This window comes from Salipiger sp. H15 (assembly GCF_040409955.1).
Classification (GTDB): domain Bacteria; phylum Pseudomonadota; class Alphaproteobacteria; order Rhodobacterales; family Rhodobacteraceae; genus Salipiger.
This window is the reverse complement of sequence record NZ_CP123386.1, coordinates 294,174-307,247: the sequence shown is the minus strand read 5'-3', so window position 1 is coordinate 307,247 and position 13,074 is coordinate 294,174. Positions and strand designations below refer to the sequence as shown.

Sequence of the window (13,074 nt, the reverse complement as noted above, 5' to 3'; positions counted from 1 at the left end):
GGGGTCAGCGGTTCAACTGCCGCGGTAGGTCGAGTAGCCGAAGGGCGAGAGCAGCAGCGGCACGTGGTAATGCGCGGGCTCGGACATGCCGAAGCGGATCGGCACCACGTCGAGGAAGCGCGGGCTCTCGGGCGGCGTGCCGCAGGCGTCGAGATAGGCCCCGGCGTGGAAGACCAGCTCATAGGTGCCGGGCGCGAACTCGGCGGCGGGCAGGATCTGCTCGTTGGTGCGACCGTCGTCGTTGGTGACCAGCGTCTTCAGCAGGCTGCGAGTCTCGCCGTCGATCCGGAAGAGCTCGATCTTCAGCCCCTCGGCAGGGCAGCCGCGGGCGGTGTCGAGCACGTGGGTCGTCAGGTATCCGGTCATCGTCGGGTCTCCATTCGGGATCTCGGGACATAGTGGCAGAACGCGGGGGGCGGTAAAGCCCCGCGCGTCCGAGGCAGTTTCAAACGGCGTTTGAAGATCAGCGCGCCGCCATGAGCCGGGTCATGTCGAGCATCCGCGCCGAGAAGCCCCATTCGTTGTCGTACCAGCCGAAGAGCCGCACCTGCCCGCCCTCGACCACCCGCGTCTCGCGCAGAGACAGCACCAGCGACTCGGGCCGCGCCCGCAGGTCGGTCGAGACGCAGGGGTCCTCGGTCAGCCCGACGAGCGCGGAGCCGGAGAAGAGGTCCGCGAGCGCCGCGTTCACGTCGGCGGGCGTGTCTTCCAGCTGCAGCACCGCGTCCACCGCCGAGACCGAGATGCAGGGCACCCGCACCGCCGTCACGCTGAGCCGGTCGTCGAGCGCGGGCAGCACCTTGATCACCTGCCTGGCGGCACTGGTGCTGGTCGGCACCATCGACACGGCGGCGGCGCGGCTGCGCTCGTAGCTGGCGCCGGGCGCGTCCACGGTGGGCTGGCTGCCGGTGTAGCAATGGATCGTGGTCACGTGGGCGCGGGCGATGCCGAAGCGCGCGTCGAGCGCCTTCAGCATCGGCGCGATGGCATTGGTGGTGCAGGAGGCGTTCGAGACGATCCGCGCGTCACCCATGGCGCCCTCGTTGGCGCCGAGCACGCAGGTGACGTCGGCGGCCTCGGACGGGCCCGACAGCAGCACCGATTTCGCCCCCGCCAGCAGCCCGGCCTCGGCATGCGGCCGGTTCGAGGCCGCCCCGGTGCATTCGAGCACCACGTCGACATGGCCGAGGTCAAGCTCGCGCAGGTCGCGCGTGGTGTGGAAGGGGATGCGGCGGCCATTGACCACCAGCGCGCCCGGCGCCTCGGTCACGCTGCCGGGGAAGGGGCCGAAGACACTGTCATAGCGGAAGAGATAGGCGCACATCTCGGGCGAGGCGATGTCGTTGATCGCCACCAGCTCGAGATCGGCATGGGCCGGGTCGGTGAGCAGCTGGCGCAGCAGGGTACGGCCGATGCGGCCGAAGCCGTTGATCATGATGCGGGTCATGGCGCCTCCGTGCGGTCTCTGACGGGGCAAGCGATACGCCTCTGCGCCGCGGGGTCAAGCAGGTGGCGGGGTGTCAGCCCATGAACCGGGCGCGGTAGTCGCTCGGGCTCTGGCCGCGCAGGCTGCGGAACCGGCGCGAGAAATAGGCGGGGTCCGAGAAGCCCAGCCGGTAGCCCACCTCGGCCACGGGGATCTGGGTGAAGGCGAGCAGGCGGCTCGCCTCGGTCATCACCTTGCCCTCGATGTAGCGCGAGGCGCTGAGCCCGGTCGCGGCGTGACAGAGCCGGGTGAGATGGCCCGGCGTGATCGCCAGCGCGGCGGCATAGTCCCCGGCGCGCCAGCCCTCGGCGAGATGCGCCGCGATCAGCGCATCGAGCGCCACCATCCTCGGCCCGCCTGGCGCCGCGTCCTCCTCCTCGGGCGCCAGCGCGCAGATTTCGGCAAGGATCGCCTGGGCCAGCGCCACCAGCAGGTTGGCGCGGTAGGGGCCGGGGCGGGCGAAACCGGCGACGAGCTCATCCGACAGCGCCACCAGCGCCTCCGACGCCGCGCCGATCACCGGCCGGGCAAGCCGTGCCGCCAGTGCCGCCGAGGCGGGGCGCATGCTGGCGAGCACCGGCGCGGGGAAGGACAGCACCAGCCCCTCGCTCTGCTTCTGGAATTCGAAGCCATGCACGATCTGTACCGGGATCAGCAGGAACTGCCCATCGTCGAGCGTGCGGCTGACACCGTCGATCCGCACCTCGGCATGGCCCTGCCGCATGAAGAAGACCTGCGTGATTTCCGCGTGCCTGTGCGGAGAAATCACCCAGTCGTGAAGCCTTGCCCGGTCCCAGATGCGCTCGCAATGCACCGTGTCGGGAAAGCCTCCGGTCTCGCCGAAGAGGTCGAAAAGGGGGATGCCGGGACGTAGGGTCATGCATGAATGATACCAGTCTTTGCCGGGCGCGTCTATTCGCCCGAGCCCGCGCGGGGCGTAGTGTGCGCGCAAAGATGGGAGGACCAAGCATGAAAACCGAAGTCGTGATCATCGGCGGGGGCCCCTCGGGCCTGCTGCTCTCGCAGCTCCTGAACAAGGCCGGGGTCGCAACCGTGGTGCTGGAGCGGTCGAGCCGCGAGCACGTGCTCTCGCGCATCCGCGCCGGCATTCTCGAATGGGGCACGGTCGAGCTCTTGCGCGAGGCGGGCGTCGGCGCGCGCATGGATGCCGAGGGCTATCCGCATGACGGCACCTACCTCACCGACGCCGAGCTGATGGTGCACATCGACTTCAAGGGGCTGACCGGCAAGCAGGTCATGGTCTACGGCCAGACCGAGGTGACCCATGACCTCTACGACGCGCAGGACGCCATGGGCACCACGGTGATCCACGGGGTCGAGGACGTGACGATCCACGATCTCGACGCCTCCGAGGCGGCGGTGGAATACACGCTGAACGGCGAGCGCCACCGCATCACCTGCGCCTACGTAGCCGGTTGCGACGGCTTCCACGGCGTCAGCCGCAAGACCATCCCCGAGGAGAAGCGCCGCGAGTTCGAGCGGGTCTACCCCTTCGGCTGGCTCGGGATCCTCTCGCGCACGCCGCCGGTGCATGACGAGCTGATCTACGCCAACTCGCCGCACGGTTTCGCGCTGGCCTCGATGCGCAACGAGAACCTCGTGCGCTACTACGTGCAGGTGCCGCTTTCCGACAAGGTCGAGGACTGGTCGGACGCGCGCTTCTGGACCGAGTTCAAGCGCCGCCTTCCCTCCGAGGCCGCGTCCCGGCTGATCACCGGCCCGTCGATCGAGAAATCCATTGCGCCGCTGCGCAGTTTCGTTTCCGAGCCGCTGCGCTGGGGCCGCCTGTTCCTCGTCGGCGACGCCGCGCATATCGTGCCGCCGACCGGGGCGAAGGGGCTGAACCTTGCCGTGTCGGACGTCTACTACCTGCACGAGGCGCTGATTGCGGCGCTGAAACAAGGCCGGACCGAGGGCGTCGAGGGCTATTCCGAGCGCGCGCTGGCGCGGATCTGGAAGGCGATGCGCTTCAGCTGGCAGATGACCACCATGCTGCACCGCTTCGAGGGCGAGGACAGCTTTGCCGAAGAGATGCGGCGCGCGACGCTCGCGCATCTCGCGGAATCCGAGACCGCGCGCAAGGACCTGGCCGAGAACTACGTCGGTCTGCCGTTTTAGGGTCTCTCCCGCCCGCTCGGGAAATTTTGCAGTCCGTATTCCGGCACGGCCCTCTCACCCGAGAGGGCCGTAATTCATTACGACTATTGACCGGGCTTGCGTCGTGGGCGAGACGGTGCATAGTCGTTTGATGCAAGATTTCCGTAGGGGGATAAAATTTTGCAAGGGATAGGGGAGGCCTTCCGCCTGGCGCTGTCGCTGGTCCTGTCCGGCGAGGCCGATCTCTATGAGATCGTCGGTCTCTCGCTGCAGGTCAGCCTGAGCGCGACCCTGCTCGCCTGCGCCATCGGGCTGCCGGTCGGCGCGCTGGTCGCGGTCAGCCGGTTCCGGGGCAGGGGCCTCGTGCTCATCGTGATGAACGCGCTCATGGGGCTGCCGCCGGTGGTGGTCGGGCTTCTGGTCTATCTCTACCTCTCGCGCTCCGGCCCGCTCGGGTTCCTCGGCCTGCTCTACACGCCCGGCGCGATGATCTTCGCGCAGACCATCCTCATCGTGCCCATCGTCGCCGCCCTGTCGCGGCAGGTGCTGGAAGACCTGCATGCCGAATATGCCGAGCAGTTCCGGTCTCTGTGCCTGACGCGCTGGCAGAGCATCACGACGCTGCTCTGGGACGGGCGCTACGCGCTGCTGACCGTGGGGCTCGCGGGCTTCGGCCGCGCCGTGGCCGAGGTCGGCGCGGTGATCATCGTCGGCGGCAACATCGACCACCTGACGCGGGTGATGACCACGGCCATCGCGCTCGAGACCTCGAAGGGCGACCTGCCGCTGGCGCTGGCGCTGGGGATCATCCTGCTGGTGCTGGCGCTCGGGGTGAACGCCGGGGTGCAGGGGCTGCGGATGACCGCGGCACGGCAGGCCCATGTCTGACCTGCCGATCACCACCGTGCCGCCCATGGCGCGCCCGAAGGACGAGGCCGCCATGCTCCGCCCGCTGCTGCCCCTGCGCGTCTCCGGTCTGCGGCTCTCTGCCGGTGGGGCGGCGCTGCTCGACGGGGTCGAGCTGAGCCTCGCGCCCGGCGGCTGCACGGTGATCATGGGCCCCAACGGCGCGGGCAAGAGCCTGCTCCTGAAGATGCTGCACGGGCTGCTGGTGCCGGGAGACGGCGAGGTCAGCTGGAACGGGCTTCCGGCGGCGCAGGCCACCGCGCGGCAGGCGCTGGTGTTCCAGAAGCCGGTGCTGCTGCGCCGCTCGGTCGCCGCCAACGTGGATTTCGTGCTGAAGACCCGCCGGGCCGACCGCTCGCGCCGCGACGCGCTGCTGCGCGAGGTGGGCCTGCTGCACAAGGCGCGCCAGCCCGCGCGGCTGCTCTCGGGCGGCGAGGCGCAGCGGCTGGCGCTGGCCCGGGCGCTCGCCACCGACCCCGAGGTGCTGCTGCTCGACGAGCCGACCGCCAGCCTCGATCCCGCCTCGGTGCTGGTGATCGAGCGCATCGTGGCGGCGGCGCGGGACCGCGGCACGCGGATCATCTTCGTCACCCACGACGTCGGGCAGGCGCGGCGCATGGCGGACGAGGTGGTCTTCCTGCACCGCGGCCGCGTGGCCGAGCACAGCCGCGCCGACGTCTTCTTCCCCGAACCGCGCAGCCCTGCGGCGCGGGACTATCTCGCGGGCCGGATCGTGCTCTGATCCGCCCCGCCGATGTGCAGCCCAAGTTATTGATTACCAAGACAGAAGGACGTTCCTCATGACCATCGCAAGACTGATCGCCTCGACCGCGCTGACCCTTGGCCTCGCCGGTGCCGCCTTTGCGCAGGACCAGTCGATCATCGTGCAGTCGACCACCTCGACCGCGAACTCGGGCCTCTACGACTACCTGCTGCCGATCTACACCGGCAAGAGCGGCGTCACCGTCAACGTCGTCGCCGTGGGCACCGGCCAGGCGATCAAGAACGCCGAGAACTGCGACGGCGACCTGCTGCTGGTCCACGCCAAGGCGTCGGAAGAGAAATTCGTCGCCGACGGCTTCGGCACCCAGCGTACGGATCTCATGTACAACGACTTCGTCATCGTCGGCCCCGAGGCCGATCCGGCGGGCGTCAAGGGCATGACCGACGTCGAGGCGGCGTTGACCAAGATCTCCGAAACCGGCGCGCTCTTCGCCTCGCGCGGGGATGACAGCGGCACCTACAAGAAGGAAATCGAGCTGTGGAAGGCGGCCGGGATCGACCCCAAGGCCGCCTCGGGCGAGTGGTACCGCGAGACCGGCTCGGGCATGGGCGCGACGCTGAACACCGGCATCGGCATGGGCGCCTACGTGCTCACCGACCGCGCCACCTGGATCAGCTTCGAGAACAAGCAGGATTACGCGATCGAGGTCGAGGGCGACGAGGAGCTCTTCAACCAGTACGGCGTGATCCCGGTGAACCCCGAGAAATGCCCGACGGTGAAGATCGACCTGGCGCAGGGCTTCGCGGACTGGCTGCTTTCGGACGAGGGCCAGCAGACCATCGCGGACTACAAGATCGACGGCCAGCAGCTGTTCTTCCCCAACGCGCCGAAGAACTGATAGGGTCCGGGGGCGGCGCAGTGCCGCCCCCAACTTCTTCCGGACCAGATGACTGACCCGCAGATCCCGCCCCACGAATACCTCACGGTCCGCGAACTGGCCGATCTGCTGCGTCTCAAGGAGCGCAAGATCTACGATCTTGCCGCCTCGGGCGAGGTGCCCTGCTCCCGCGCCACCGGCAAGCTGCTCTTTCCCGCCGCCGAGATCCGCGCCTGGATCGAGGGCGCGCAGAGCGGCGGTCTCGCGGCGGTGTCCGCGCCGCGGCCCGGCGTGTTTCTCGGCAGTCATGACCCGCTGCTTGACTGGGCGATCCGCCAGTCGCGCTGCGGGCTTGCGACCTATTTCGACGGCTCGCTCGACGGGCTTTCGCGCTTTGCCGCGGGTGAGGGCGTGGCTTCCGGTCTGCACCTGCGCGACGCCGAGGGCGGCTGGAACCGCAGCGCCGCGCGCGAGGCTGCCTCGGGGCAGAACGCCGTGCTGGTCGGGTTTGCCATCCGCCGCCGCGGGCTGGTGCTGCGCGCGGACGGGCCCGGGCCGAAGGGGCTCGGGGATCTCGCCGGGCTGCGACTCGCGCCGCGGCAGGAAAGCTCCGGCACCGCCGCGCTGCTGCGCGATCTTGCCGCCGAGGCGGGGCTCGACCTCGGCACCGTCACCCTCACCCCGCTCGAGCGGACCGAGGACGAGGCGGTGCAGAGCGTGCGCCGCGGCGAGGCGGACGTGACCTTCGGGCTCGAATCCGTCGCGCGCAGCTACGGCCTGCCCTTCGTGCCGGTGATCGACGAGCGTTTCGACCTGCTCGTCGACCGCAAGGCCTGGTTCGATCCGCCGCTGCAGACGCTCGTGGAGTTCTGCCGCTCCGAGACCTTCCGCAGCCGTGCCGAAAGCCTCGGAGGCTATGACCTGTCGGGGCTCGGCGAGGTGGTCTGGAACGCCTAGCGCAGCGCCGATTTCATCGCGGCCTCGGGGAAGCAGGTGGCGGGACGGCCCTGCGCCTCCTGCCAGCGGCCGATCGAGCGGCGGGTCTTGAACCCCGGCAGCCCGTCGGCGCCGCCGACGTCATGGCCCATGCGCTCGAGCGCGCGCTGCATCGCCGCGACATCCGAACGGTAGAGCCCGCCGACCGTACCCCAGGACGCGCTGAAATCGCCCGCGCCGTACTGGATGCGGTCGCCCACGTGCCCGACGAAGAGCGCGTAGAGATCGCTCATGTTGTAGTCCTTCAGCACGTAGAAGTTCGGCGTGACGATGAAGGCGGGCCCGTGCCGCCCGGCGGGCATCAGCAGGAAGCCTTCGCCCCTGCGCTCGGCCTCGGGGAAGGGGCGGCCCGAGACGCGGGTGATGCCCAGCTTCTCCCAGTCGGCGATGCGTTTGCCCTGGTCGGGGCCTTCGAGCGTGCAGGAGATCGCGGCGGGCACCGTCACCTCGAACCCCCAGTCGCGGCCCGTCTGCCAGCCGTGTTTCGCGAGGTAGGTGCCGATCGAGGCGATGGTGTCCGCCTCCGAGCGCCAGATGTCGGCATGGCCGTCGCCGGTGCCGTCGGCGGCGTACTTGAGGAAGTTCGACGGCATGAACTGCGGCTGCCCCAGCGCCCCGGCCCAGGAGCTTTTCATCACCCCGGCGGGCGCGTGCCCGGCCTCGGCGATCTGCAGCGCCGCAATCAGCTCGTCGGTGAAATAGCCGGCGCGAGTGGACATGAATCCCTTGGTTCCCAGCACCTCGAAGGCGCTGTGCGGGATCGCCACGCGGCCGTAACCGCTCTCGCGCCCCCAGATGCCGAGGATGATCCGGCCTGGCACGCCGGTCGCCTTCTCGGTCGCGGCGAGCGCCTGCGCGTGCTGGCGCGCCATCTGCCGCCCGGTCGCGGTCGCGCTGTCGATGGAGCCGCGGTTGAAATACTTGGCGGGCTGGCCGAACTCGGCCTGCCGCTGCTCCTTCGGGGTTTCGGGCTTCGTGCCGGGCGGCACGAGGTCGGGCAGATCCCAGTTGAGGTGCACGCCTGCGAAGGCCGCGTCAAACGTCCCGCGCGAGACGCCCTTCGAGGCGGCGCGCGGCCAGACGGTCTGTTCGAGCCAGCCGCGGAACTGCCGCTCCACCGCGCCGCGGTCGAGCGCGGCGGCGGGCGAGGCGAGGGCGGCGAGCGCCAGCAGCGCGGCTGCCACGGCGCGGCGCCATCCCTTGGATTCGCGATGTCTGGTCATGTCCTGCTCCGCTCGGGTTTTGCCCCAGACTAGCGCAGCCCCTGCGGCGGGGTCACGCTCTCTTCGCCCCATTGGGCGATCTTGCGGTCGATGGTCTTGCGCGACACGCCAAGCCGCCGCGCCGCCTCGGCCCGGTTGCCGTCGCAGAGGTCGAGCATGTGCAGGATGTGGCGCTGCACCACGAGGTCGAGATCCTCGATCGCCCGCGCCCCGGTGACCCCGCCCGAGCCGGCGAACTCGCCGGGAAAACCGCCAAGGATCACCGAGCGCTCGATGAGGTTGCGCAGCTCGCGCACGTTTCCGGGCCAGGCGTAGCGGCGCAGCTTCAGCAGCGTCTGCTCGTCGAGCTCGAGCCCCGGCATGCCGAGCGCCTGGCTGAACTGCTTGGTGAAGAGCGCCGCCAGCTCGAGGATGTCGTCCGAGCGGTCCGAAAGCGGCGGCATCTCGACCTTCATCACGTTGATCCGGTGGTAGAGGTCGGCGCGGAACCTGCCCTGCGCGACCTGCGCCTCGAGGTCGGCATTGGTGGCAAAGAGGAAGCGCAGGTTGAGCGGGATCTCCCGCTCGGCGCCGGTCGGGCGGATGCGCTGGTCCTCGAGCACGCGCAGCAGCGCCGCCTGCAGCGGTTCGGGCATCTGCGCCACCTCGTCGAGGAAGACCGTGCCGCCGTCGGCGAGCAGCAGCAGGCCCGGCTTCAGCCTGTCGCCGCCCTCGAGGCTGCCGAACAGCTCCTGCACCATGCGATCGGGGGCGATGGCGGCGCAGTTCACCGGCACGAAGGGCTTGTCCGCCCGGTCCGAAAGCTGGTGCAGGTGGCGCGCGGCCATCTCCTTGCCGGTGCCGCTGGCGCCGGTGAAGAGCACCGGCGTGGGCAGCGGCGCCAGCTTGGCCAAGAGCGCGCGCACCGCCACCATCACCTCGGACTTGCCGAGGAGCTTGCCCTGGAACTGGCCGGTGCGCAGCTCGCGCCGTAGCAGCGTGTTGTCGCGGCGCAGGTACTTGCGGTCGAGCGTGCGCGCCACCGCGCCGAGGATCTGGTTGGCGCGGAACGGCTTCAGCACGAAGTCGCTGACCCCGGCGCGCAGCGCGGTGATCGCGGTCTCCAGATCCGCGTAGGCGGTGATCAGGATGGTGTCGCCGAAGAAGCCCTTGCGCTGCTGTTCGCTCAGCCAGTCGAGCCCGGTCATCTTCGGCATCACGTTGTCGAGGATGACCAGGTCGAAATGCGCCGCGTCGAGCTTCTGCGTCGCCTCGAGCGCCGAGCCCGCCTCCTCGACCCGCTGCACCTGCGGGCCCAGCATCTTGACGAGGAAGTTGCGCATGCCCGGCTCGTCATCGACCACGAGGATCGAGGCTCCGGCCAGCGTGGGCCCGTAATCGTCCCGGGGCGTCATCCGCGCGCGCTCAGTCGTGACGCACGTTCGGGCTGGAATAGACCTCGGCCGAGGACATGCCGATCTCGTGCAGCCCGAAATAGGCGGCGGTGCCGATGACGATGATGGCGAGGAAGCCGGTGAACATGGCTTTCATTTGCGGTCACTCTCCTTTGGTGGCCTGTTTGAGGTAGTCTATCAGATCGGCCCGGTCGCTGACGCCCGCGATCACCTGCATGGGCATCTTCGAGCCGGGAATGTAGTGGTCCGGTCCCTGATCGAAAAGCGCGTCGATCGTGGTTTCGTCCCAGGTGATGTCCGACCCGTCCAGCGTGTCGGAGTAGCTGTAGCCCGGCACCGTGCCGGCGCGGCGGCCGAAGACGCCGTGCAGCGTCGGTCCCGCCTTGCGCGAGGGGCCGGGGTCGAGCGCGTGGCAGATCGAGCACTTGCGCATGAACTGCCGCTCGCCGTTGGGCATGGTGGCGGCGGCGCGCAGGAAGCTGCGCGCGCCGGTGATGCCCGGCTCGAACACGTCGAGCAGCTCCACCGGCCAGGAATAGGCGACGTCGTCGAGCCCGCCCGCGTGGATGACCGTGCCGTCGGGCGAGAAGGCCAGTGCCCAGACCGGCCCCTGCCGGGTGGCGCGGAAGTCGCGGGTGATCTGCCAGTCTTGGGTGTCGACGATCATGATGTAGCCCTCGCCGTCGCCCACGGCGAGCTGGTGCGAGGGGGCGTTGAAGGCCAGCGCGAGGATCGGCCGCCGGTCGAGCGTCAGGTCGGCGATCTGGGCGCCGGTCTTCAGGTCGAGAACCCGCGTGCCGCCGTCCACCGCGCCATAGGCGATCCAGCCCGGGCCGATGGCCAGCCGGTTGATGCCGAACCCGTGCTGCACGATGGCCATGGGGGCCTCGCCGCTGCCGAGCTCGTAGCGCAGCAGCGCCCCGGCCATGGTCGCGGCGTAGAGCCTGCCCGGCCCGTCGAAGGCCACGGCGTTGACCCCCGAGCCGGGGGCGGGAAGCGCGGTGCCTTCGCCGCCCTCCAGCGGCCAGATCATGATCGAGCCGTCCCAGCTGCCGCTGGCCACCGTCCTGCCGTCAGGCGAGACCGCCAGTGCCGCGACCTTGCCCTGGTGCTTGCCGAGAACGCGCGGCGCCGCGCCCCAGACCCGCACGGCGAAATCGTCGCCGCCCGAGACCAGCGTGCCGTCCGGGCCCCAGGTGAGGGCGGTCACCGCCGCCGCGTGGCCTTCCAGCCAGCGCGGCATGCCGTTCTCCCAGAGGCCGACCGAATTGTCGAAGCTGCCGGTCGCCACCTGCCCCGAGGGCGAGACGGCGATGCCCATGATCGGGCCGCCGTGCCCCTTCAGCGTGGCGAAATCCTGCGCCGCCAGCGGGGCGGCGCAGAGCATCAGGCTCAGCATGAAGGCCAGGCGGCCCACCCCCGTCACTCCGCCGGGGTGGCCGACTTCCTGGCCTCCTCGGCTTCCTGCGCCTTCACCTTCTCGTACCAGATCGAGTGGTGCTGGTGCGCCCAGTTCTCGTCGACCTGGCCGGTGCCCATGGCGTCATAGGCGCCTTCCATGCCGAGCGAGCCGATGTAGATGTGGCCGATGATGATCGCCATCAGCAGGAAGGCGACGATGGCGTGCCAGAGCTGCGCGAACTGCATCTCTTCCTGCGGGGCCAGCTGCACCGGGAAGGCGTCCATGCCGAACCAGCCCGGCACGCCCCAGCCGTTGAGCACCGAGAAGGTGTGCGAGAAGAGCGGCATGTCGAACGGGAAGAGCAGCGACAGGCCCGAGACCGAGATCGAGCCTCCGAGCAGGATCACCGACCAGAAGATGATCTTCTGGCCCGCGTTGAACTTCTTGGCGGGCGGGTGCTTGTTGCCGATGATGCCGCCGGCCTGGGCGAACCAGGTGATGTCGGTGCGGTCGGGGATGTTGTGCCAGACCCACATCACGAAGACCATGACCAGCGCGAGCATGAAGGCCCAGCTGACGTTGTTGTGGATGAACTTCGAGTAGTGCAGCAGCGTCGAGTTGACGTCATGCCCCAGCAGCGGGATCAGGTACTTGCGCCCGAAGAGGGTGAAGAGCCCGGTGAAGCCGAGCAGCAGGAACGAGCCGGCGAGGGTCCAGTGCGCGAAACGCTCGATCCACTGGAAGCGCTGCACGGTGTGGCCGGTCCGGCCGCCGTCGATCTTGATCCGGCCGCGCAGCAGGAAGAACACGGCCAGCACGGCGATCGTGCCGAGCAGCAGCCAGCCGCCGTAGGTGGCGAGCGGGCCGCGGCGGAAGCCCAGCCACCACATGCCGCCGTCCTGGATCAGCACCTTGCCGTTGGGGTTGATGGTCGAGGCGCGCACGTCGGCCTCGTTGTAGCGCAGGGCGCGCCACAGGTCGGGATCCGAGGCGCCGCCGCGGGTGCCCAGTTCGGGCGCCTCCGGGGCCGCGCCGCCGATGTTCTCGCGCCGGAAGCTGTCATCGACCTTGATGCCTGCCTGCCTGCGCATGATGTCCTCGAGCGTCTGCGCACCGCCGGTGGCGGAGCGGTCGGGCTCGGGTGGAAGAAGGGTGCCCTGTGCCGCGACGCCCAGAGGGGCGGCGGTCATCAGGACCAGTGCGAATAGTGCCAGCAGGTGGCGCAGCATGGTCGTCTCCATGAAGTAGGGTCACGCGAGAACCGCGCGGAACGGCGGACTTTGCCGCCCCGCGCGGGACTTTGTTGCGTGGCGGGCGGGCCTGCGGGCCCGCCGTCCTTGGGTGTGCGTGCGGCTCAGTTGGCCTTTTCGTCGTAGGCGGTGCCCCAGCCCCAGGCGCCCGAGCCGAAGCCGCGGGCCACCACGCGCTCGCGGTAGATCGCCGACACCTGGTCGCCGTCACCTGCCAGCAGGGCCTTGGTCGAGCACATCTCGGCGCAGATGGGCAGCTTGCCCTCGGCGATCCGGTTGCGCCCGTATTTCTGGAACTCGGCCGCGGAGTTGTTCTCTTCCGGGCCGCCGTTGCAGAAGGTGCACTTGTCCATCTTGCCGCGGCTGCCGAAGTTGCCCGCCTGCGGGTACTGCGGCGCGCCGAAGGGGCACGCGTAGAAGCAGTAGCCGCAGCCGATGCACAGGTCCTTGGAGTGCAGCACCACACCTTCTTCGGTCTGGTAGAAGCAGTCCACCGGGCACACGGCCATGCAGGGCGCGTCCGAGCAGTGCATGCAGGCGACCGAGATCGAGCGTTCGCCCGGCTGGCCGTCCTGGATGGTCACCACCCGCCTGCGGTTGATGCCCCACGGCACCTCGTGCTCGTTCTTGCACGCGGTGACGCAGGCGTTGCACTCGATGCAGCGCTCGGCATCGCAGAGGAATTTAGCTCGTGCCAT

General features: G+C 69.5%; 14 protein-coding genes. 5 read left to right on the top strand and 9 right to left on the bottom strand.

From position 1 onward, the window contains the following. Positions 1-12: 12 nt before the first annotated feature. The 3 genes from uraH to PVT71_RS23985 form a co-directional block, all read right to left on the bottom strand. Entirely contained in the window at positions 13-366 is a 354-nt protein-coding gene (gene uraH, locus PVT71_RS23995; protein WP_353475648.1) for a hydroxyisourate hydrolase, read from the bottom strand. 97 nt (positions 367-463) lie between these two features. Then, complete coding sequence (locus PVT71_RS23990; RefSeq protein WP_353475647.1) at positions 464-1,447, bottom strand: glyceraldehyde 3-phosphate dehydrogenase NAD-binding domain-containing protein; 984 nt, start codon at positions 1,445-1,447, stop codon at positions 464-466. A 73-nt stretch (positions 1,448-1,520) separates the two neighbouring features. Beyond that, positions 1,521-2,366, bottom strand: a complete 846-nt coding sequence (locus PVT71_RS23985; protein WP_353475646.1) for a helix-turn-helix domain-containing protein — start codon at positions 2,364-2,366, stop codon at positions 1,521-1,523. An 89-nt stretch (positions 2,367-2,455) separates the two neighbouring features. Here PVT71_RS23985 and pobA point away from each other — a divergent pair, with 89 nt between their 5' ends. From pobA to PVT71_RS23960, 5 genes are all read left to right on the top strand, one after another. Continuing rightward, the gene (pobA, locus tag PVT71_RS23980; protein WP_353475645.1) at positions 2,456-3,625 is read left to right on the top strand and encodes a 4-hydroxybenzoate 3-monooxygenase; all 1,170 of its coding nucleotides are present in this window, start codon (positions 2,456-2,458) and stop codon (positions 3,623-3,625) included. Between the two features lie 159 nt (positions 3,626-3,784). Then, positions 3,785-4,492 (top strand): ABC transporter permease, encoded by a 708-nt coding sequence (locus PVT71_RS23975; RefSeq protein WP_353475644.1) that lies wholly within the window; start codon positions 3,785-3,787, stop codon positions 4,490-4,492. 52 nt (positions 4,493-4,544) lie between these two features. Further along, positions 4,545-5,252 carry an ATP-binding cassette domain-containing protein gene (locus PVT71_RS23970; RefSeq protein WP_353475972.1) on the top strand — a complete coding sequence of 236 codons (708 nt, stop codon included), beginning with the start codon at positions 4,545-4,547 and terminating at the stop codon, positions 5,250-5,252. Positions 5,253-5,310: 58 nt separating this feature from the next. Next, complete coding sequence (locus PVT71_RS23965) at positions 5,311-6,132, top strand: substrate-binding domain-containing protein (RefSeq protein ID WP_353475643.1); 822 nt, start codon at positions 5,311-5,313, stop codon at positions 6,130-6,132. A 48-nt stretch (positions 6,133-6,180) separates the two neighbouring features. Further along, positions 6,181-7,068 carry a helix-turn-helix transcriptional regulator gene (locus tag PVT71_RS23960; RefSeq protein WP_353475642.1) on the top strand — a complete coding sequence of 296 codons (888 nt, stop codon included), beginning with the start codon at positions 6,181-6,183 and terminating at the stop codon, positions 7,066-7,068. On the opposite strand, the gene PVT71_RS23955 is transcribed toward PVT71_RS23960, so the two are convergent. The 6 genes from PVT71_RS23955 to fdh3B form a co-directional block, all read right to left on the bottom strand. Continuing rightward, on the bottom strand, positions 7,065-8,330 hold the full coding sequence (locus tag PVT71_RS23955; RefSeq protein WP_353475641.1) for a lytic murein transglycosylase: 1,266 nt from the start codon (positions 8,328-8,330) through the stop codon (positions 7,065-7,067). The two genes, PVT71_RS23960 and PVT71_RS23955, sit on opposite strands and share 4 nt — an antisense overlap. 29 nt (positions 8,331-8,359) lie before the next feature. Continuing rightward, positions 8,360-9,724, bottom strand: a complete 1,365-nt coding sequence (locus PVT71_RS23950; protein WP_353475640.1) for a sigma-54 dependent transcriptional regulator — start codon at positions 9,722-9,724, stop codon at positions 8,360-8,362. Positions 9,725-9,734: 10 nt separating this feature from the next. Next, positions 9,735-9,860 (bottom strand): hypothetical protein, encoded by a 126-nt coding sequence (locus PVT71_RS23945; protein WP_353475639.1) that lies wholly within the window; start codon positions 9,858-9,860, stop codon positions 9,735-9,737. A 6-nt stretch (positions 9,861-9,866) separates the two neighbouring features. Further along, complete coding sequence (locus PVT71_RS23940; RefSeq protein WP_353475638.1) at positions 9,867-11,141, bottom strand: c-type cytochrome; 1,275 nt, start codon at positions 11,139-11,141, stop codon at positions 9,867-9,869. 5 nt (positions 11,142-11,146) lie between these two features. Further along, complete coding sequence (locus tag PVT71_RS23935) at positions 11,147-12,355, bottom strand: formate dehydrogenase subunit gamma (RefSeq protein WP_353475971.1); 1,209 nt, start codon at positions 12,353-12,355, stop codon at positions 11,147-11,149. A gap of 125 nt (positions 12,356-12,480) precedes the next feature. Beyond that, positions 12,481-13,074, bottom strand: coding sequence for a formate dehydrogenase FDH3 subunit beta (gene fdh3B / locus PVT71_RS23930; RefSeq protein ID WP_095882707.1), 594 nt, complete (start codon positions 13,072-13,074; stop codon positions 12,481-12,483).

Bases quoted from the DNA above. Each gene is read 5' to 3' on its own strand.
- uraH (WP_353475648.1), bottom strand. From the start codon at position 366: ATGACCGGATACCTGACGACCCACGTGCTCGACACCGCCCGCGGCTGC.
- PVT71_RS23990 (WP_353475647.1), bottom strand. From the start codon at position 1,447: ATGACCCGCATCATGATCAACGGCTTCGGCCGCATCGGCCGTACCCTG.
- PVT71_RS23985 (WP_353475646.1), bottom strand. From the start codon at position 2,366: ATGACCCTACGTCCCGGCATCCCCCTTTTCGACCTCTTCGGCGAGACC.
- pobA (WP_353475645.1), top strand. From the start codon at position 2,456: ATGAAAACCGAAGTCGTGATCATCGGCGGGGGCCCCTCGGGCCTGCTG.
- PVT71_RS23970 (WP_353475972.1), top strand. From the start codon at position 4,545: ATGCTCCGCCCGCTGCTGCCCCTGCGCGTCTCCGGTCTGCGGCTCTCT.
- PVT71_RS23965 (WP_353475643.1), top strand. From the start codon at position 5,311: ATGACCATCGCAAGACTGATCGCCTCGACCGCGCTGACCCTTGGCCTC.
- PVT71_RS23960 (WP_353475642.1), top strand. From the start codon at position 6,181: ATGACTGACCCGCAGATCCCGCCCCACGAATACCTCACGGTCCGCGAA.
- PVT71_RS23955 (WP_353475641.1), bottom strand. From the start codon at position 8,330: ATGACCAGACATCGCGAATCCAAGGGATGGCGCCGCGCCGTGGCAGCC.
- PVT71_RS23950 (WP_353475640.1), bottom strand. From the start codon at position 9,724: ATGACGCCCCGGGACGATTACGGGCCCACGCTGGCCGGAGCCTCGATC.
- PVT71_RS23945 (WP_353475639.1), bottom strand. From the start codon at position 9,860: ATGAAAGCCATGTTCACCGGCTTCCTCGCCATCATCGTCATCGGCACC.
- PVT71_RS23935 (WP_353475971.1), bottom strand. From the start codon at position 12,355: ATGCTGCGCCACCTGCTGGCACTATTCGCACTGGTCCTGATGACCGCC.
- fdh3B (WP_095882707.1), bottom strand. From the start codon at position 13,074: ATGGCACGAGCTAAATTCCTCTGCGATGCCGAGCGCTGCATCGAGTGC.